A 19,841-nucleotide genomic window follows, 5' to 3' on the forward strand; every position below is an offset into this window, starting at 1 on the left:
TATGTCATAATTCTGCTACGCATCATTATTGTTTAGGGAGAATAAAATGAAAAGAGTAATGTCTGGAGTTCTTTCAGTTCTTATCTTGTCCACATCAGTTAGTGCTCATGCTTCTGATTTTGAGAGTTATGTGAGGACCATTAAGAATGCAAAACTAGATTCACAACTTGAAGCTGAAATCAAAGATGTTGTATCTCGAAATAAATTACCACTTACTCGTCCAGAGTTTTGTCCACTAAATAACACTCGCTCATATGAACAAGCATTAACAAGTCTAAAAAATATTGTAACGGTATTTAAAGATGATTGTTTTGATGGGAATGAGTCTTTAATTGGAAACCTTATTGATAGTTCAAATGAGTTAGAAACTGAATTAAATAAATTGAAAGAAGAGCAAGGAAAAGAAACGACAGATGTAATCCCAAGTAGTGAAGAGGTAACTGTAGATGGTATTCCTGTAGCTCAAGTAATAAATGGGGTAAATACGTTATTTTCAAATAATAGTTGTTCTAGTTTAGAGAGAACACCTTTCTTAGAACGATCAGCAGATATCATTCAAACATTTTCACAATTTGGTTTATATTCTCCATCTGGAATTACTGTTGCATATGGTGGATTAGCAGTTGCTTCAATCTTAAGATTTGTAAGCAATATCTTTAATGATAGATTTGAATTTGAAAATGAAGAAGATATAAATACTTTCGTAAAACTTAATTGTGCTTACTATGATGTTCGTAATCAGGTGAAAGCTTTAGAAATTTTTGATATTGACACTCAAAGACACTATACAGATCGTGAACTTTCAAAAGCACTTGTTGCACAAATTAAAAAAGATTATGAAGCATTAGCAAAAGCGAAAGAAAATGTTGAAGCAGAGTTTGAAAAGATTAAGTCGGCAGAAGTTAATAAGATAGATGCAGAAGTTGAAAAATTAATCTCAGGTCTCTATGAGAAGATGAAAACCCCTTTAACAGATCTGCCAGGAAAGTCTGCTCGCTATCAGCAAGCTGAAGTTTTAGGAGAGTTGGCTTTTTCTAAAGATTTATTAGAAGAGTACTTAGATTCTTATATTTCAGAGTCAAAAGGAGCTGATCGTTTCTTAAATATTTTATTTAAGCAGAAACTAAGTCTTTTGGATAATCCTATGGCACTTATGGAAATGAGCGTGAAAGACTTTAACAAAGAATTTCTTGCTGATATGGCAAGCTCTTTCAATCGTGTTCTTAAAAATATTAGTGCAAAGAGAGAGAAAGCAAGATCAATATTTGATGACACATATATTATCTCTTTGGGTGATGAAAATATAACAGTGAAAGAGTATAAGGAACTATTAAAGAGTGAAGATCTTAAAAAGAGAGAAAAGAGAATCACTGATGCTTTAGCTGCAATTTCAGATGTCGACAATAGACTTGCTGCGATTATTGCAAAAAAGGAATACTCGTCTGAAGACTCTAAGGATGGTGATCTAAGAGAAATTATTAAATCATTAGATATCATTAGAAATCATGTATACGGAAAGTACGGCCGTGAATTTGTCGATAAAATGAGAAGTATGGCAGAAGATCAAAATAAGAACTTTAATGATAAGTATAAGGATTTAGAGAAGTATTACAATATTAGTAAATCTGGTGAGTCTGATGACTTAGGCGAAGATAGAAAACTAAATGCTTGTGTTGATGTTCAAACAACTCGAGAAGTATGGGTTTATGCTCAAAAGTTATCAGAGCTTGGTTATGACTTTTTGGCCACAAATAATGATATCTTTGGAGATGCTGATAATAAGGATCGCAGAAAAATTAAGTCTCATAATGATTCAGCAATTCTAGCAAGAAGAATCATTACTGCTAGAAATTACTTAAAGAAAATCTCAATGCAAAGAGAATTAGGAAGAAGTGAAGTTGAAATTGAAGGAGAGACTTACTCATTAGAAGTTGCTGATAATGTTGCTCGTACGATTAACTTTTACGGTAAAGAGTTGACATTAGAAGAAGCCCAAGAGTACCTGGATGATAAATTTGGTCATAAGGGATTAAGAGCAGACCGCCTAGGTCAAATAATGATGGAGATTGTTAATAATCGCGATCGAACAGTTGGCTTACAAAAGTTTTATAAAAAGAATAAATGTTCTAATTTAACAACAATAACAAGGTAAAGAAAGGCCCTGCTTTAGGGCCTTTTTTTTTACTTACAATTAACCTTCTTTAAGTACTCTGAGTCTTTTTCTATTGCTACAAGTACATCTAATTTTTTAATTAACTTGTATGGAGGGGAAATGAAAAGAGTTCTTACAACAACACTATTTTTATTAAATTTACTATTTGCACAAGGCGCTAGTGCTCAAACATCTGATATTTTAAATACTGTTGAATACGCACTGACTGACTCAGTTAAATCATTAAAGATACATTATTCAGCTCATAACGGAGCAAATGTAAAAGAGTTTTTAAGAGGACGAGAACTTGTTAACTCTGTTCTTAAGGGAATCATTGATGAAGGCTTTACACCAATTCAACCAACTTTGGATATTGGTATAACACCAGTTAAGATGCCTGAAGGATTAAGTGTATTAAAGGATGGGAAGCTATTTGTTTCAATTACAATTGATGAAGATACTTTAGAAAGAGTACTTCTTCACTATTTTAGGTTTGATACTGTTACAGAGGATGGAATTTTGTTTTTCCTACATAATAGCTCTAATACAGAGGAGTTTCACCTAGGAAAGGATCTTGTTTTAGCAGTAATTGCAAAGATTAAAGAAAGTGGATTTGTCATGGATGTTACAAACTTAGAAGTTGGAATCTCTCCTGTGACAATGTCTGGCGAGCATATTATTGAAAAAGATGGAAGGCTTCTAGTATCTACAGAAGTTAATCTTGATAATTTAGAGAGAACTCTTTTAAAATACTTTGTTTGGCCAAATTAATTATAAGAATAAAAAAGACTAGCATAAGCTAGTCTTTTTTTATGGTGCCTCGGGCGAGACTTGAACTCGCACGCTATTGCTAGCAACGGATTTTGAATCCGTCGTGTCTACCATTCCACCACCAAGGCATAGAGATACGTGAGTTATAAGTCTATTCATATATGAAATATCAGTCAATTATTAATATTATTAGTCTTTATTTGTGCCGCGCACCATGGCTGGGTTTTTAATAATGTTGTTTTAAAATAAAAAACCTTCATTTAATAATTTACCTTTCTTAACTTATTACATGTGAATACAGTTCCGAAAAAGTTTACGTAACTATAAAAAAGGAAAAGTTATGAAACTAGGATTTGCAATTGTATTTTTATGCCTAATCTCATTCTTTGTTGGACGAGGCACAAGTGTCATGTCGACGGCATTCACTGAAACCAAGCAGTATTTTAAAAACCCAATGATGAATGCTAAAGAAGATAAACTTGTATCACTTGAAAATGGAGCAAAAGTCACTCAAGAGACAAAAGATTATTTAAATCTTCCATCAGAAAGTGAGAAGAGAGGCTCTTATGATAAGTTGACAACAGTTAACTTAGGAAACGGTCTTTACACTATTGGAAGTGAGAGTATTGTAAACTCGCATTTCATTGTAGGCAAGGGTGGAGTCATTATCTATGATACTGGAGATAATGCCCATGACGCAAAACAGTTCTATAGTGAAATGAGAAAGGTCACAAATTATCCTGTTAAGGCCATTATCTATTCTCATGAACATTATGCACTTGGTACTAAGTATATTGTTGATGAAGAAAAGAAGCGTGGAAATTCAAGGATTCGAATCATCGGCCATCCGGATACAAATAAAGAAATGCTAACTACTGGAGGAGTTTCAACTCTTCATCCAGAGGTTGGAGGTGTTCTTATGGCAAGATCAGTTGAACAATTTAATCTCTATCTTCCAGACTCAGGTCCTGATGCCAGATTTAAAAATACCATTATTCCAGGAGCCTCTGGATTTGTACCTGTAAATACTCCCGTTAAAGATGGTCAAAAATTAACAGTGGCTGGAATTCAGATGGTCTTTTATACAGAAGGAGTTGGAACTGACACTAATAATCAAGTTCTCGTACATATCCCATCTAAGAAAGCAGTTTTAAATAATGTCATGTGGGGCTGGTATCCAAATATTTATAGTCTACGTGGTGGACGTTATCGAAATCCATTAGGATGGAAACAGTCAGTTGAGTTAATCAAAAAATTAAAACCTGAAGTTCTTATGAGTACACATTCGACAAGTGTTGTTGGAGCAGAGAAAGTTGCACAAAGATTACAAAATTATCAAGATGGCCTGTCTTATGTTCTTGATCAAACTCTCAAGGGTATTGCACTTGGTATGGGGCCTGATGAACTTCGCTATTTTGTAAAACTTCCTGAATATCTTTCAGAAGAAGCGACATTGATTCAAAACTATGGCCCAATTTCGACAATGGCCCCTCGTATTTTTACAGCAATCTTTGGGCAATTTAATCGTGATGCGACAACTCTGTTTAAGCTTCACCCAAAAGATGAAGCTAACCGTATGGTAATGTCTATGGGTGGGGAAGCACGTGTTAAGTATCTTGCAGATAAGGCTTATCGTGATGGTGATTACCAGTGGTCTTGTCAGTTAGCACGATATTTAGTGGATGTTAATGACAGTAAGGATAATCGTAAGATTAAGGCAAATTGTCTCAATGAAATTGGATATAGAAGTCTTGCGACGACAGCTCGAAGCTGGGCCCTTAGCCAAGCAAGAGAAGCTGAAGGTAAAGCTGCAATAATTAAGAATGCACCAGCAGATAAGACTCAAGTTGTTAATAATGTTGGTGACTTTGTGAACTACTTTAGGATTAGAATTAATCCAGAGCAGTCAGTAGGAACTAGAGAATTTATTTCTCTGGATTTTGGCAACGGTATGAAATATGGACTAAATATTAGAAATGCAGTTGTTGACTTTGTTGATGATCAAAAGAGAATCGAAAAGGAAAAAACTGTCGAATTAAGAATGAAGCCTGAAGTATGGTCGAGTATCTATAATAATCTCGATAATGTTGAGAATTTGATTCAGCAGGACCTCGTTTCTGTGACAGAAGGTTCTAATGAAAAAGCGATCTCTGCTTTCTCTAAATTTGATATGATTTATGATTGGCAAAATGATCCAGCACTTAAGCAGCTTGTTGAGCGCTCAATTGCGAGTGAGCAAGAAGACTAAACTTTATAGCTCCTTCCTTTTTTAAGGGAGGGGCTTTCTTAATAGCGATAAAGTCTTTTTCGTATCGTATTTGAAAATATCTTTTGAAATATATTTTTGAATCTTAGAATTATCAATAACACATGAATACATAAGAAAGTCTAAAAAGTACCCCGGAAATGTCCATAGCTTTTTAAATACTTTAGAAACTACTCCTACAGTGAATATAGGAAATGGGATATTCTTTGTACCGATGATTTTCTTTGCTTCTTGTAAGGAGATTGTCTGGTCTGGAGCAACATTATATACACCTGTTGGAACTTTATCTAATGTTTCAAACAATATATTGGCCATATCATATTCGTGAATGAATTGAAGAATCGGATTAAAGTCAATTGGAACAGGTGTCATATGTGATGTTAGGTACTTTGTGATTGTATTATCAATTTGAGGCCCAATAATATTACATGGCCTTAGCACAACAGTCTCAATAGAATCTTGATTTTTCCACATCCAGTTCGTACATAGAGCATCAACTTCGGTAACATCTCTTAATTCTGAGTGTTTGATACTTGCTCTAAGAGGGAAGTCTTCAGTAATAAAAACTGGATTATCTGCAAGTGCTCCATAAACATGGTACGAGCTTAATAGGATATATTTCTTTACTTTATTTTTCTGTGCTAATTCTAAAACCTTATTTGTATTGACGAGACTAAAACTTAGGCGTTGTTCAATTGTCCCACCTGGAGGGGTGAGACGTCCAAGTTGATAGATGGCATCGAATTTATTTTCTCTAAAAAGCTTCTCAAAATTTCTTCGAGTGTATCTCATTCTTTCAAAAGAGAAGTTCTCAAAGTCGATATCATTTTTTAAGGCCCTTGTATCGATCCCTATGACACGACATTCACTTCTGCGTTTTGACAGTATTCCACATAGAATATTGGCAAGTCCACCAGCGGCACCAATGATAAGAATTGAAGGTTGCTTGTTCATTAATTTGCATCCTTTTTTTGATCTTTTGAGAAGATCCAAGGTCTTCTTTTTTCTCTTCCCTTATTAATCATCTCTTGAATTGTTCTTTCAATCTCTCTTATATGTGGTGTGATCAAATGGTCTTCACTTTCTGAATTAATATCAGTTGGAAGCTCTATTGGTTTACCGACATGAATATCGATAGGAGAAGGTAGAGGAAAGTAATTGGCACTTATGGGTAATGCGGGAAGATTAAGTGCTTGGGCAATCCCTTTAGCTTGATATACATAAGGGAAAACTTCTTCAGCTCCAACGACTGCAACAGGAAGTATTTTAACTCCGCTTTTAAGGGCCATACGATAAAACCCTGTTGTAAAGTCCTGAAGTTTGTAAAAGTCACTAGTACTCTTTGATACTCCACGAACACCTTCTGGGAAGATGAGTAGAGATTCTTTTCGTTTTAAAAGATTTAGGCAATTGTCGCGGTCACCTAAGACTGCTCCGCACTCAGCAGACCACTTATTTATAAAGGGAAGTGCTGTAAAAAACCTCTCAACCATTGGCCTTAATACTCTTGGTTTATCAACTTCAAAAGCAAAGGCACAGCCTATTAGTAGGCCATCAATAGCGATTTGTCCTGAGTGGTTTGAAATAACCATATAATGTTCGTCTTTAATATTTTCTTTACCAAAGAAGCGTACTTTAAAATAATGCTGATATATGGCGTAGAGTATTTCGATACTCTTTCTGGCCTTTGGGATATTTAGTCCCCAAGGATCTTCATTTTCACCGTATTTTTCAAGAAGTGCTTGATAAGATTTCTCAACTTGTTCTTTTTCTTTATTGGTAAGCATCTCTAAGTAAGCTGAGAGTTTTTTTTCAAGAACTTGTTCAAAACTAATGAATTTTTTAGTGAAAAAATCTAATGAAATCATACTCAACTTTTTGTAAGATGTTGCTATAACAATTATTGGGGAAACCCTTACTTTATTCTATCTGAAAGAGTGAATTATGCAAAAAGAGGAATGGAAAACCAAGATTAAGAGAATAGTTGATGACTGCTCTCAGGAACTGTCAAAAGCTACTGTTATTGGTAAGAAAATGCTTACTGCTTCTCATACTAATGCAGCTCTCAATGAGAAGTATCAAGAACTTGGCCAGCTTGCCGCTAAACATCTTCGTAGTGGAATATTAGAGTGGGAAAATCCAAGAGTTAATGAACTCTTAAAAGAAATTGAAGAGTACGAAAATCAGCTCGATCTTATGGAAAAAGATGTCTCAAAAATTAAATCTAAGAAATAATCTTTCTTACATTGAAGCTTGCTTATTAAGCTCATTTTGTAAGAGTAGATAATTTACAATGGCATCTTCTAGTTGAGGAAGACCTTTGCCTTTTAATGCCGAAATAAAGTGAATTTGCGAAACCCATTTATGTTGCTTAAAGATCTCTGGCTTTAATTTATTAAGCGCCGCTCTTTCTTTTTGAGTTTTTAGCTTATCTAATTTGTTAAATAGTAAAAATGCTTCATGCCCAAAAGGAGCAAGGTAATCTCTAAAGACGAGGTCTGCTTTTTGATTTGGGTGTCTAGCATCTTGAAGATTAAGCATTAGATTCTGATCACCACAATTTCTAAAGAACTCATCCATTAGATGGGCCCACTGTGCACTCATGTCTTTAGAAACTTTTGCATGTCCATATCCAGGAAGGTCAAAGAGGTAAAATGGAGGTAAGTCCTCAACAGGTTTTCCTTCCTTTTCAAGTTGAAACGAAAAGATATTTACTTGTCGAGTTCGACCAGGAGTTTTTGAAGTAACTGCTGTATTCTTTCCAAAAAGAGAATTGATAGTTGAAGATTTTCCTGCATTAGAGCGCCCAATAAAGCTTACTCCAATTGGTTTTTCTTCATTTAACCATTCAACTAATTGATTTGAATCAGTCATTCCGTATTTGAATTTTGTAGTACCTCTGGCAACTTTATATTCCATATCTTTTATCTTCCAATTATTTATAGTGTGCTTAATTTCCAAGGAGTTATATCATGATAGAAGTACCAAAGTTAGATAAGCTTGTAAAAGATACATTTTGCCATTTCGGCCATCATATAGAAATTACACCACTTTTTGGACGAAAGAGGCGTATTGAGCTCAAGAGAACAAGGTATGATCTGGTTTTAAGTGGTCAGGATCTGATTATTTCGGCCACAAGTATCACTTTACCTAAATTAATAAATCCTGATGAAGGTCTTGAAGTTAAATTTCGCATTAGTTTAATTCCAACAAATATTGGGGATATTTACAGTATTTCATGTAATCAAAAGGGAGGAAATCTTATAAAGGTCAATGGTGTTTATACTTCTCATGCATATCTAAGAATTGGAGATGAAGTTATTATTGGCCGCAATAAACTTAAGATTAAGGCTCCAATAAATTGTGATTCCTATGATCGCTCTCATTCAGAATTAATTAACTCAATTCATCCCAGTCTTAATGTTTTAATTGAAGGTGAAACGGGAACAGGAAAATCATTTCTGGCCAAAAAACTACATGAAGAAAGCCAAGTTAAAGGGGAGTTTGTTCATTTAAATCTAAGTGCCTTTGGAAAAGGAACTCTTGAATCAGAATTATTTGGCCATCGAAAAGGGTCTTTTACTGGAGCAGTAAATGATAAGGATGGAGCATTAAAACGTGCTAATGGAGGAACTCTTTTTTTAGATGAGATTGATTCGATATCAAAAGAGCTGCAAACTAAATTGCTACTCTTTCTCGATGATGGGCTCTATTATCCTGTTGGAGAGAATCAACCACAATATGTGAAAACTCGTCTTATTGTTTCTTCTGGTCAAGATTTATTAAACTTAGTGAATAAGGGAGAGATGCGCAGAGACTTCTATTATCGAATCAGTTCTGAGGAAACTATTTTCTTAAAGCCTCTTCGTAAAAATAAAGACAGGCTACAAGATATTCTAGATTCATATGAGATGAAATTTGGAATTACAATTCATCCTAAATTGAAAAGTTTTTATCATGGATATGAATGGCCTGGTAATATAAGACAAATCAATGCTCATATAAAAAAGAAGAAAATTAAATCAAAGGGAAGTTTACTAACATATTGTGAAATTGATGAAGCACTTTTGAAGCTTACTTGTAAAAGTAATCTCGTTTCAGATATCGAAGAAAATCTTCCGAGTTATCGAGAACTTAAATATCAGTACTTTTTAAAGGTTTATAATCGTTGTCATCAAAATGTAAAGGCGACATCAAATTTATTGAAGGTATCAGATCAGACCGTTCGCTCCGTTCTAGCCATTTAAAATTGAGTGAATGAATACTTCATCGACACGGCCTTCGATCTTTAAGTCTTCTATGAGATGATTAACTTCTCTGCGAATTTTTTCCTTAATAATCTTCTTTCCCTCTGGTTCGAGAGGAAAGTTAGGTACGACGGCCTGGAGAGAAGAGTTTAATCGATCGCGTATCATGATCTCGTTTTCTGGCTTGTAGAAGTAACGAGCGGTGTAGCGATTATTAGTTTTAAGTGAAACATCAATTTGTAAGTTCTTCATTCCATTTCTATTCTTGATATAAATTGGAATATAGACATTCCTTAGAAAGATTCGTTGTTTTTGAATATTGCGAAATCTTGTTCTTCCCCATCTTTCTTTGTCTTCTTTAGATACACTTGCAATTTTTCTAACTTGCTTTGGGGATGTTTTATCAGCAATTTCTTTTACATTTTGATAAACAGAAATTCCTCCAAGTGAAAAGACTGTAAGGGTACAAGTAAGACCTACTGCTTTTGCAGGAGATAGTGCAGCAACTTTTGCGACAATATTCTTTGATACAAATTGCTGTGTACTTTTATACATTAGGAGAGGAAGCTCTCCCGTTAACTTAAAGCCTTTTAGAGATGCTACTAGTTTCGCCGCAGACTCTTTCTTGGCCATTAGAAAACTGATAATGATGGCAAGCTTTGCCATAAACCAACGTTTTCCATTTTCTTTAAATAAAAGAGGGATCTTTGCAAAGGTTGCAAAGAATTTACTAATAGAGTTCTTAACTCCAAGGTATGTATTTTTGAAACTATTGGGCGTTAACTTCTTAAAGAAGTTAACAAGCTTAATTAAAAGCCCATTGATTAAATTTTCAAGTTTGACCCATTTGTCCATCATATGGAAAATCCCCATTATTCTCTCTAATTCTTATCGGTAGGAAATGAGATTTCCTAAGTATTCCTGAGTAAAACATTTAGCTAGGTAGATTTTGCTGAAATTGAGCTAAATGTGGGCAAATTTTAAGAATTTCACCTATTTTCACCGTAAAGTGCAGAAGATGGGGGAGATAAGTAAGGAGAAATTATGCTTAAAGCATTAACACTACTTTCATTAATAGCAATCGTTTCGTGTGGGCCAATTTCTATGGACCGTCGTTTCTTAAATGAGATGGGAACAGAAGAAGATGATGGATTTGCACTTTTTAGCCCAGGAAAGGCCTTTGATACAGTTGGGGGCGATCCAAGTTATGAACGCTATACTCGTGAAGAGATGATGGAGAGAACTCCCGCAAGTGAAGAAGATTATCCAGAGTGGACCCAGGATCGAAGGCTTAAGCGTGAGCTACAAGGTAAGCTTAATAGCCTAAGGCCAGCTGATCGCGAAGAGTTTTATCGTAAAGAGCGCTACTTCGAAAATGATTCACAAAAGCTCTATTATTTAAGTTTAGGGCGATATGAACAAAAGAAATATGATGAGAATCTATATGCTTACCGCAATCAAAGAAGTTTTAGACATAATAGAAAGACGAGCGCAAAAAGTCGTAATTTAGCTTCAGTTTTTCATTATTCACCAAGAGCACAGGCACATCGTGAAATCGAGATCGGAATGGATAAGAAAGCCGTTATACAGAGATGGGGAAATCCACACCGAGTTGATACGGCCGGTAATCCTAGACTTGGCAATGAGCGTTGGACTTTTTATGAGAATGGGGACAGTAAATATGTCTTCTTTAGTAAAGGCAAGGTTGATGGATGGACTTTAGAGTAATCTAAGAGGCCAATTCAGCAGCAATAGATTTGATATGGACTGCGTTATATTTAAGCTAGTAAATATTGAATATTATTATAAAGCTTGTTGTTGATAAGGTCTTTTAATTAGGTTAAAAAAGTCATTCATTGGGAGAGGAAATGGCCAAAGAAATACATTCAATGACTGGTTTTGGTAAAGGCGAAGCTGGAGATGACAAACTTCAATTAACTGTTGAGATTAAGACAGTTAATCACCGCTTTAAAGACATTAGATTTAAGATGTCCTCACTTTTTAATAGTACTGAATTAGAAATGAGAAATCGCATCGCTAAAAACTTTAAGCGAGGAAGTTTTGATATTAATGTAAATTACAAGAAGCTTGAAACTAAATCACGTTTTGATGATATCGATAAAGAAAAAGTGAACGCATTTGTTAGTTCCATGAAAATTTTGGCCGATGCTAATGATGTTCAACTTGATATCAAACCGACAGATTTCTTAAGAAATGAATTCATGAAAGAAGTGGATGAGTCTTCTATTGAAAAAATGTCGAGCTATGCCTTAGAGGCGCTAGATTTGGCGATTGAAAATTTAAAAGAGTCACGTCGAAGCGAAGGCCAGAAGATGCTGAGTGTAATTGAAAAGCACCAACAAGCATATGAGAGCTTTTTTAAGGTAGTCACAGATAAATCTCAAGAATTTCAAGATACAGTAAAAGAAAGATTAGAAAAGAAGTTTGAAGAATACAAAACTTCAATGCCTACAGATGAGCCTCGCTTTATGCAGGAAGTAATCTTCTATCTTGAGAAAATGGATATTCACGAAGAAATTAACCGAATTAATGCCCACCTGACGAAGTTAAATGATATTCTATCTAAAGGTGGAGAAGTTGGACGTCAACTGGACTTCTTAGTTCAAGAGTTGAACCGAGAAACAAATACAACTGGCTCAAAGTCAACGATACAAGAGATCTCTGAAGCCGTTGTTCAAATGAAGGTTCAACTTGAGAAAATTCGTGAACAAGGATTAAACCTCGAGTAATATGATGAATAAAGGAAAGATAATCGTAATTGTTGCTCCATCGGGCTCAGGTAAATCGACGCTTATAAAGAGAATTAAAGCGGAGTTTCTTGATTTACTTGAATCTGTGTCGTTTACAACTCGTAAAGCACGAGAAGGTGAAATCAATGGACAGCATTATAATTTCATCTCAGAACAAGAGTTTCTTGATCGTAAAGAAAATGATGAATTTCTAGAATGGGCCAAGGTTCACGGGAATTATTATGGTACTTCAAAGAAGTTTGTTGAAGATGAGATTTCAAAAGGTCACAACTTACTTTTTGATCTTGATATTCAAGGAACTGATTCTTTTAAAGAATACTTTGGAGATCGCGCAAGAGTAATCTTTATTGCTCCACCTAGCGTTGAAGCTTTAGAAAATAGGCTAAGAGGTAGAGGGACTGAGACAGAGGAGAGTCTTAATATTCGTCTTGAAAATGCGAAGAGAGAATTACTTCGTAAAGATGACTATGACTATCTTGTCGTAAATGACGAATTAGAAAAAGCATATGTAGACTTAAAAGATATTTTTGAAGGAATCCTTAGATAAATGTACCAGCAACTTGATTTCACTCACGAGCGTGAATTAAATATTGATGAACTTTGTCGACGTGTCGAAGCCTATTATCCCGACGCGAACTTTACTCTATTGAGAAAAGCGTATCTCTTTGCTGAAAAATCACATGAAGGGCAAATGCGAAGCTCTGGTGAAAAGTATATTATTCATCCATTAAATGTAGCAGCTACTTTAGTTAAGTTACACATGGATTTGGATACTATCATTGCAGGTCTTTTACACGATGTTGTAGAGGATTGTAATGTAACACCAGAAGAGATTGAAAAAGAGTTTACGACAGAGATTGCACAAATTGTTGTTGGCTTGACAAAGATTTCAAAAATGAAATTTAAGTCAAAGGAACAATCTCAAGCAGAAAACTTTCGTAAGATGGTTGTAGCAATGGCCCAGGACTTAAGGGTTATTATTGTTAAGCTTGCAGATAGAATGCACAATATGAAAACACTTCAATATGTGCGTGAAGAAAAGCAAAAAAGAATAGCTGAAGAAACTCTGGATATTTATGTTCCATTAGCTTCAAGACTCGGTATTAACTCAGTTAAGATTGAACTTGAAGATATCTGTCTTCGCTATCTACATCCAGATGTATATTATCGCTTAGCTGAAAAAGTTGCGATGAAGAAGTCTGAACGTGAAAATTATATTGGTGAAACGATAGGTGTTGTTACAGAAAAGCTATTTGAGTATTCTGTAAGGGCCGATATCACAGGACGCTCAAAGCACTTTTATTCAATTTATAAGAAGATGGTTTCTCGTGGTGTCGATTTTGAACAAATCCACGATATCCTAGCTTTTAGAATTATCGTAAATAATATCACTGAGTGTTATAAGGCCCTTGGAATTATTCACTCGGCCTTTACTCCAATTCCTGGTCGTTTTAAAGACTATATCGCTATTCCAAAAGTTAACAATTATCAATCTCTTCACACGACAGTTGTCGGGCCTAAGGCAGAGAGAATTGAAATTCAAATTCGTACCCAGGAAATGCACGAAGTTGCTGAACGAGGGATTGCGGCCCACTGGAAGTACAAAGAGGGTGTCTCATCAGGTAAAACTAAGCTTGATTGGGTACAAGAACTTCTTGAGTATAATAAAGATACAGATAATAGTTCTGAATTCATGTCACATGTTAAAAACGACTTAGATGTCGGTGGAGTCTTTGTCTTTACTCCAAATGGTGATGTTTTCGAACTACAGGATAATGCGACACCACTAGATTTTGCTTATCGTGTACACACTGATATCGGAAATCGCTGTGTTGGTGCAAAAGTAAACGGAAGAATGGTTCCTCTAAAATATTCTCTAAGGTCTGGGGATACAATTGAGATTCTAACTTCTAAGACTCAAACACCAAATAAAGACTGGCTTAATATTGTAAGATCATCAAAGGCTAAGGCCAAGATCAAATCTTATCTTTTAAAAGCTGAACGTGAAAGAAATATTGAAGTTGGTAAAGAAACTTTAGATAAAGCATTTAAAGTTCTAGGAACAAGCTTAAAAGCGGTTCTTAAAAGAAATGAATTAGATAATGCGAAAGAGAAGCTTTCTAATATAAAAACTTTTAGTGAAATCTACAATAACGTTGGAGCAGGTAAGCTTCACGTTGATAAGGTTATTGAATGTATTCCTGGCCTAAAAGATGATCACGATAAAGACGAAACAAAGAAGAAAGAGATTGATACTCTTTCTACGACAATTTCTAAAACGGCAAAGAGACGTGCCCATAAAGATAATGCAGTTATCGTTGATGGCCTTGATGATTTAATGGTTAGAATGGCCCGTTGTTGTAATCCAATTCCAGGTGATCCGATTATTGGTTATATCACTAGAGGACGAGGGATTACAATTCACCGCTCAGATTGTACACGTTATGATGTTGGTGATGTTGGAAGACAAATAGCTGTAGAATGGAATGAGAATTTCAGCTTTAAGCATCCTGTAAATATCAGAGTTCTAACACATGATCGTCCAGGTATTCTTTCGATGATCTCAAAAGAGCTTGGTAACTTAGGGGTTAATATTCGCTCTGCTGTTGCAAGGTCAACGCAAGATAGAAAGGGAAGTTTAGTTTTTGAAATTGAAGTAAAAGATTATTCTGAACTTTTAAAGACCATCTCGGGTCTTGAGGCCTTAGATGCTGTAATTTCTGTTACAAGGGGCTAGCCCTTTTAAGATAAAAAAGCAGGCCATAAGCCTGCTTTTTTTATACCTAATTTTTAAAATATCCAATTAGCGTTTCAACACCTTGACCAGATCCACCTTGTTGAACAAGTGATGGCCTAAATCCTGATGTCCATCCGAAGATATCAAAGTGTGCCCACTTTGTATCACCAATGAACTTTTCTAGGAAAAGAGCAGCACCAATTGAGCCACCTTTAACCTTAGACATATTATTCATATCAGCAAAATTCGATTTGAATCCTTTATAATATGGGCGGTAAAGAGGCATACGCCACGAAAGATCACCATTTGCTTGTGATGCTCTTAAAAGCTTATCAGCGAGTTCATCATCATTTGCAAACATGCTTGTAACAAAATCACCCATTGAAACTTTTGCTGCACCTGTAAGAGTCGCGAAGTCGATAAGTACTTCAGGTTTTTCTTTTTGAGTGATTGCAATATCCATTGCATCTGCAAGAGCTAGTCTTCCTTCTGCATCAGTGTTTCCAATTTCGACTTTAAGTCCATTACGAGAAGTGTAGATATCTCCTGGACGAGAAGCGTGCTCATTAATTGCATTTTCTGCAAGAGCTAGATAGATATCAACTTTCTTTTTAACTCCTGAATTCTCAAGCCATGTAGCAAAGCCCATAACTGTTGCTGATCCACCCATGTCTTTTTTCATAACACCCATACCGGCGCCACTTTTAACATTAAGTCCACCACTATCAAAAGTGATACCTTTTCCAACGATTGCAGTAGGTTTTCCCTTTGCTCCTGCTGGCCTATATTTTAAATGAACAATTCTTGGAGGATTTGCAGCAGCTTGTCCAACACTTAGGATTAGACCGCACTTTTCTTTTTCTAACTTCTTTTCATCGTAGACAACGACTTTCATTGTTGAAGACTTTGCAAAGTGTTTCTTTACAGCATTTGTATAAGTTACTGGGTTAAGTAAGTTTGCTGGAAGGTTTACTAGGTGTCTTGCTGTATTAATTGACTGAGCAATGGCCAGTGCTTTATCAGCAATTGATTTTTTAACTTTCTTCCCATCATCTAGGAATGTAATTGAGCCATGACTTAACTCTTCGTTGTAACGATATAGCGCAAGTTCTAAACCAACGATTGCACCAGTTACCATTTCTTCATCTAATCCAAAGAAATTGATTTCAACTTTCTTAGAGCGCTCTTTCTTAATGCTTCCAACAAGAGAGCCTAGGGCCTCTCTGGCAATAGAGTAATTGCTGTCAGCAATGAGGTTATAGTGTTGATCTTCTTGGTTTTGAGTGTCGATAACCTTAAAGATAATTGGTCCTTCACTACCAAGGATACTAACTTCTTTCTCATCTCCAATTCTCTCAATAATCCATTCTGGAATACTTTCTGAATGAGTAATTTTACTGTCTTTAAGAGCTTCAGTAGTTAGAAGATAAACTTTTGTTACTGTTGAACGTAGGTTTTTTGCGGCACTTTTCTTAGTTGCCATAATTGATGGAACGATATTCATTATTCCTCCCTTTGTATTTTTTAATCTTTACTTGCAAGAGCTAAGTAAGTAAGTGTTCTGAAGTATTTAAATACTTCTTTGTAGATGATTTTTAGACTTCTAAAAGATGCGAGATCAGACTTGACCCCCCAGTAATAGAATTGGTAATTATCAGTTTCTCTTCTTCTGTAGTTTAGAATCGATTTGATTCTAAGGATGTGATAATCGTGAGAAACGATTAAAACAGTTTCAATATTACTCTTCTTACGTAAGGCCTGTAGTGTCTCAAGAACGTTTTCCAGGGTATTTCTCGCATTATAATCAATATCAAGAAAGTCATGATTAATTTCATCTGTAATATCATGAGTTCTAACTAGGATATTTACATTATTATTTGTGTGAACACCTGAGATCAGAATATTTTCTTGATTGTATTCTTTAGCTAGTTTTATGGCCTCTTGAATTCGTCCGCGATCACCAGTGAAGACGGCAATAAGGTCAGGCCTCTTTTTAAAGAAGGTCTCTTTAGTTTTTACGTTTTCGTTTTGTGAGTAGAGTATGAGGATATAAGAAAGAAGTGAGTATCCGAGGAAAACAAATAAGACTTTGAAGAAAAGGCTCGTTGCCTTTCTCCAAAATCTTGTCTCTGTGGTCTCGAATACATACTTCTTATCAAACATATATTAAACTAGTTTTTTGCAGCAATAACTTCAATTTCAACAACTGCATCTTTTGGAAGAGCTGCTGCTTGTACACAGCTTCTTGCTGGATACGGCGCTGTAAAATACTTTTCATAAGCAGCATTTACTTCACCGAAGTTTGCAAGGTCTGTAACGAAGATTGTCGTTTTAATAATATTTTCTCTTGTAAGGTCTTGAGACTCTAAAAGGCCGTCTATATTTTTCATGATTTGATCAAGCTGTGGAACAAATCCTTCTTTAAGAACTCCGTCAGCTGGATCAATTCCAATTTGTCCTGAGAAGTAGAAAACGCCATTGAATTCGACACCTTGTGAGTAAGTACCTACTGCACTTGGTGCTTTATCTGTTGAGATTATATTCTTTTTAAAACTCATATTAGATCCTTTTATTAGTGTTTCGGTTCTTCAAGTGCTCTTAGAGCTGTTAAGCGACAAGAGTCAACAATTTCTTTAATCGAAGCAGTTCTTTGAATGATATTAACTGTTTGATTCATTGGAGCAAGAATTGGTCCAATTGCTGAAGCTTCACTTAATTGTGCAAGTAACTTATATGAAATATTTGCTGAGTTGAGTTCTGGGAAGATAAGGATATCTGCAGAACCACCAAGCTTACTGAAATCAAATAGGTGATTCATAATATTTTCATTAACTGCAACGTCGGCCTGCATTTCCCCTTCAATAATTAATTCAGGGTACTTCTCTTTTGCCATCTTCGTTGCGTTTTTCATTTTTCTTGCATCAGGAAGTTTTGAGTCACCAAAGTTAGAGTAACTTAAGAATGCAATTCTTGGCTCTCTTCTCATTAAAGACTTGTATAAGTGCTGAGTCGACTTTGCAATCTCCACAAGATCTTCTGCTGAAGGATCAGGTTGAACTGTAGTGTCTGCTAGGAATAGAACACGGTCTTTAAATACTAGAATAAAGACACCGGCTGCCTTCTTTCCTGGCTGTGCACCGATTACGCTTAAAGCTGGCTTTAGACAGTCACTATAGTTAAGACTTGGACCAGCAATAAATGTATCTGCTAGACCTTTTTTAACCATCATTGATCCATAGTAATTCTCTTGAATCATTAAGTCTTCAGCTGCATTTAGAGAGACACCTTCTCTTTGTTTCATTTCACAATATTCAGTGTAGAACTCTTTGAAGTTTGGAGCTTTACGTGGGCGAATAATTTCGATGCTATCATCAAGAACATCATCAAGGTTGAGTGATTTAATCTTAGCTCTAATATCATCTGGGTGACCAAGAAGGATTGGTTGAATTGCATCACCTTCTGCTAGTGTTTTAGCAACATGAAGAATTCTCGTATTAACACCTTCTGCAAATACCATCTTAATTTTCTTTCCATCACGAGCTTTAATTTGTGAAGCAAGACGATCTCGAACAGTTTTCATAAATGCACCAGATGCCGATAGACGACTTGCTAGGTGCTCTGAATACTCTTGAAGATCTGTAATATTTGTTCTTGCAACACCTGTATCCATTGCTGCTTTTGCAACTGCTGGTGCAAGCTTTGTGAGAACTCTTGTATCAAATGGCTTTGGAATGATGTAATTTCTTCCATATTTAAAGTCTTCACCTTGATAAGCTAATTTAACTTCATCAGGAACTTCTTCTTTTGCAAGATTTGCTAGAGCATAGACAGCAGCTAGTTTCATCTCTTCATTAATTTTCTTAGCGCGAACATCAAGGGCCCCCCTAAAGATTGAAGGGAAACCTAAAACATTATTAACTTGGTTAGGGAAGTCTGAGCGTCCCGTTGCCATAATAGCGTCATCGCGAACTTCTTCAACTTCACTTGGAAGAATTTCTGGGTCTGGATTGGCCATTGCAAAGATAATTGGATTAGAGGCCATTGTTTTAACCATGTCTTTTGTTAAAACACCTTTTGCTGAACAACCAATAAATACATCAGCATTATTCATGGCATCGCCAAGCGTTCTTGCATCGGTATCAATTGCGTACTTTTCTTTGTATTCGTTCATTCCGTCTTTACGGCCCTTGTAGATAACACCGCGAGAGTCTGTCATCATCAAGTTTTCGTTTTTTACACCAAGAGCGAAGAAGATATTTGCACATGCCATTGAAGCGGCACCTGCACCAGAGAAGACAACTTTTACATCTTCGATTTTCTTTCCAGATAATTCTAGGGCATTGATGAAACCAGCTGCTGCAATAATTGCAGTCCCGTGTTGGTCATCATGGAATACTGGAATATCCATTTTTTCTATTAATTGTTTTTCAATTTCAAAACACTCAGGAGCTTTGATGTCTTCTAGGTTGATCCCACCAAAAGTTGGTTCAAGTGACTTTACAACGTTTACCATTCCTTCAACAGAAGTCTCATCTACTTCAATGTCGAATACATCGATGTCGGCAAAACGCTTGAATAGAATACCTTTACCTTCCATTACTGGCTTACCAGCTGCAGGTCCAATATTTCCAAGACCTAAAACCGCTGAACCATTTGATACAACAGCAACAAGGTTTCCTTTTGCAGTGTACTTGTAAACATCATCTGGGTTTTTTGCAATTTCTAGACATGGATGAGCAACACCTGGTGAGTATGCTTTAGTTAGATCCGAAGCAGTTAAACATGGCTTCGTTGCAATAACTTCAATTTTACCTGGTTTACCCATTGAGTGATAATCAAGGGCCTTTTGAATTTTTTGCGCGTCCACTTGCGCCTTATCAGTTTTTGTTTCCGACAT

General features: G+C 35.7%; 17 protein-coding genes and 1 tRNA gene. 9 read left to right on the plus strand and 9 right to left on the minus strand.

What is annotated here, in order from left to right; all coding sequences use genetic code 11:
• Positions 1 to 46 precede the first annotated feature (46 nt).
• Together ACMAZI_RS10495 and ACMAZI_RS10500 are read left to right on the plus strand one after the other, a co-directional pair.
• On the plus strand, positions 47 to 2,152 hold the full coding sequence (locus tag ACMAZI_RS10495; RefSeq protein ID WP_412474066.1) for a hypothetical protein: 2,106 nt from the start codon (positions 47 to 49) through the stop codon (positions 2,150 to 2,152).
• Positions 2,153 to 2,272: 120 nt separating this feature from the next.
• A complete protein-coding gene (locus tag ACMAZI_RS10500) occupies positions 2,273 to 2,923 on the plus strand; it encodes a hypothetical protein (RefSeq protein ID WP_412474067.1) in 651 nt (216 codons plus the stop codon).
• A 42-nt stretch (positions 2,924 to 2,965) separates the two neighbouring features.
• Here ACMAZI_RS10500 and ACMAZI_RS10505 read toward each other — a convergent pair.
• A tRNA-Leu gene (locus ACMAZI_RS10505) sits at positions 2,966 to 3,051 on the minus strand.
• A 212-nt stretch (positions 3,052 to 3,263) separates the two neighbouring features.
• Between ACMAZI_RS10505 and ACMAZI_RS10510 the strand changes: the two genes are divergently transcribed.
• Complete coding sequence (locus ACMAZI_RS10510; RefSeq protein WP_412474068.1) at positions 3,264 to 5,171, plus strand: alkyl sulfatase dimerization domain-containing protein; 1,908 nt, start codon at positions 3,264 to 3,266, stop codon at positions 5,169 to 5,171.
• Between the two features lie 21 nt (positions 5,172 to 5,192).
• On the opposite strand, the gene ACMAZI_RS10515 is transcribed toward ACMAZI_RS10510, so the two are convergent.
• Both ACMAZI_RS10515 and ACMAZI_RS10520 read right to left on the minus strand, forming a co-directional pair.
• Positions 5,193 to 6,143 carry an NAD-dependent epimerase/dehydratase family protein gene (locus ACMAZI_RS10515; protein WP_115362041.1) on the minus strand — a complete coding sequence of 317 codons (951 nt, stop codon included), beginning with the start codon at positions 6,141 to 6,143 and terminating at the stop codon, positions 5,193 to 5,195.
• Positions 6,143 to 7,057 (minus strand): lysophospholipid acyltransferase family protein, encoded by a 915-nt coding sequence (locus ACMAZI_RS10520; protein ID WP_412474069.1) that lies wholly within the window; start codon positions 7,055 to 7,057, stop codon positions 6,143 to 6,145. The genes ACMAZI_RS10515 and ACMAZI_RS10520 overlap by 1 nt, the downstream gene beginning before the upstream one ends.
• Before the next feature lie 76 nt (positions 7,058 to 7,133).
• Here ACMAZI_RS10520 and ACMAZI_RS10525 point away from each other — a divergent pair, with 76 nt between their 5' ends.
• Positions 7,134 to 7,424: a hypothetical protein gene (locus ACMAZI_RS10525; protein WP_115362037.1), complete on the plus strand. Its 291-nt coding sequence runs from the start codon at positions 7,134 to 7,136 to the stop codon at positions 7,422 to 7,424.
• A gap of 6 nt (positions 7,425 to 7,430) precedes the next feature.
• On the opposite strand, the gene yihA is transcribed toward ACMAZI_RS10525, so the two are convergent.
• Positions 7,431 to 8,108, minus strand: coding sequence for a ribosome biogenesis GTP-binding protein YihA/YsxC (yihA, locus tag ACMAZI_RS10530; RefSeq protein ID WP_115362035.1), 678 nt, complete (start codon positions 8,106 to 8,108; stop codon positions 7,431 to 7,433).
• Positions 8,109 to 8,161: 53 nt separating this feature from the next.
• Here yihA and ACMAZI_RS10535 point away from each other — a divergent pair, with 53 nt between their 5' ends.
• Positions 8,162 to 9,436: a sigma-54-dependent transcriptional regulator gene (locus ACMAZI_RS10535; protein WP_412474070.1), complete on the plus strand. Its 1,275-nt coding sequence runs from the start codon at positions 8,162 to 8,164 to the stop codon at positions 9,434 to 9,436.
• Here ACMAZI_RS10535 and ACMAZI_RS10540 read toward each other — a convergent pair.
• Positions 9,425 to 10,294, minus strand: a complete 870-nt coding sequence (locus ACMAZI_RS10540) for a flagellar basal body-associated FliL family protein (protein ID WP_412474071.1) — start codon at positions 10,292 to 10,294, stop codon at positions 9,425 to 9,427. The genes ACMAZI_RS10535 and ACMAZI_RS10540 overlap by 12 nt on opposite strands.
• A gap of 186 nt (positions 10,295 to 10,480) precedes the next feature.
• Here ACMAZI_RS10540 and ACMAZI_RS10545 point away from each other — a divergent pair, with 186 nt between their 5' ends.
• The 4 genes from ACMAZI_RS10545 to ACMAZI_RS10560 all read left to right on the plus strand — a co-directional run bounded on the left by ACMAZI_RS10545 (position 10,481) and on the right by ACMAZI_RS10560 (position 14,944).
• Positions 10,481 to 11,164, plus strand: coding sequence for a hypothetical protein (locus tag ACMAZI_RS10545; protein ID WP_334678770.1), 684 nt, complete (start codon positions 10,481 to 10,483; stop codon positions 11,162 to 11,164).
• Between the two features lie 140 nt (positions 11,165 to 11,304).
• Positions 11,305 to 12,186: a YicC/YloC family endoribonuclease gene (locus tag ACMAZI_RS10550; protein ID WP_115362027.1), complete on the plus strand. Its 882-nt coding sequence runs from the start codon at positions 11,305 to 11,307 to the stop codon at positions 12,184 to 12,186.
• A gap of 4 nt (positions 12,187 to 12,190) precedes the next feature.
• Positions 12,191 to 12,754 carry a guanylate kinase gene (gmk, locus tag ACMAZI_RS10555; protein ID WP_412475122.1) on the plus strand — a complete coding sequence of 188 codons (564 nt, stop codon included), beginning with the start codon at positions 12,191 to 12,193 and terminating at the stop codon, positions 12,752 to 12,754.
• Positions 12,755 to 14,944: a RelA/SpoT family protein gene (locus tag ACMAZI_RS10560; RefSeq protein WP_115362023.1), complete on the plus strand. Its 2,190-nt coding sequence runs from the start codon at positions 12,755 to 12,757 to the stop codon at positions 14,942 to 14,944.
• Positions 14,945 to 14,990: 46 nt separating this feature from the next.
• Here the strand turns inward: ACMAZI_RS10560 and ACMAZI_RS10565 are convergent, their stop codons facing one another.
• Genes ACMAZI_RS10565 through ACMAZI_RS10580 form a run of 4 tightly spaced genes read right to left on the minus strand, consistent with a single transcriptional unit; the run spans position 14,991 to position 19,841 of the window.
• Complete coding sequence (locus ACMAZI_RS10565) at positions 14,991 to 16,448, minus strand: leucyl aminopeptidase family protein (RefSeq protein WP_120404144.1); 1,458 nt, start codon at positions 16,446 to 16,448, stop codon at positions 14,991 to 14,993.
• A gap of 20 nt (positions 16,449 to 16,468) precedes the next feature.
• Positions 16,469 to 17,107, minus strand: a complete 639-nt coding sequence (locus ACMAZI_RS10570; RefSeq protein WP_115362019.1) for a YdcF family protein — start codon at positions 17,105 to 17,107, stop codon at positions 16,469 to 16,471.
• A gap of 8 nt (positions 17,108 to 17,115) precedes the next feature.
• The gene (locus ACMAZI_RS10575) at positions 17,116 to 17,502 is read right to left on the minus strand and encodes a Rid family detoxifying hydrolase (protein ID WP_412474073.1); all 387 of its coding nucleotides are present in this window, start codon (positions 17,500 to 17,502) and stop codon (positions 17,116 to 17,118) included.
• A 14-nt stretch (positions 17,503 to 17,516) separates the two neighbouring features.
• Positions 17,517 to 19,841, minus strand: coding sequence for an NADP-dependent malic enzyme (locus ACMAZI_RS10580; RefSeq protein WP_148666856.1), 2,325 nt, complete (start codon positions 19,839 to 19,841; stop codon positions 17,517 to 17,519).

This window comes from Halobacteriovorax sp. YZS-3-1 (assembly GCF_047084945.1).
GTDB classification, from domain to species: domain Bacteria; phylum Bdellovibrionota; class Bacteriovoracia; order Bacteriovoracales; family Bacteriovoracaceae; genus Halobacteriovorax_A; species Halobacteriovorax_A vibrionivorans.